Raw genomic sequence first — 225 nt, 5'->3', positions numbered from 1 at the left:
AGTTGAGAAGAGAGTAGTACCATCACCTGTTGTCTATGAAAAAGATGATACGAAAGAAAAAGGTACAGCTCCAACTACTGTTAGAGGTGAAGATGGTGAAGACACTATCACAACAACTTACATTGTGGATCCTAATACTGGAAAGATTACAGCAAGTGAAGGTAAACCAGTTCGTACGAAAGAGCCAACGAACACAGTCGTTAAAGTTCCGGCGAAGGATAAAGT

General features: G+C 40.4%; 1 pseudogene. It reads left to right on the top strand.

The annotated features are described in order from the left end of the window. Nucleotides 1-225 (top strand): annotated as a pseudogene (locus ADH54_RS07805) (G5 domain-containing protein); the annotation flags it as partial.

Origin of the sequence: Streptococcus pseudopneumoniae (genome assembly GCF_001072315.1) — a bacterium.
Lineage (GTDB): Bacteria > Bacillota > Bacilli > Lactobacillales > Streptococcaceae > Streptococcus > Streptococcus pseudopneumoniae_R.
Note: the sequence above shows the minus strand (reverse complement) of the source record. Positions and strands in the feature narration are given on the sequence as shown.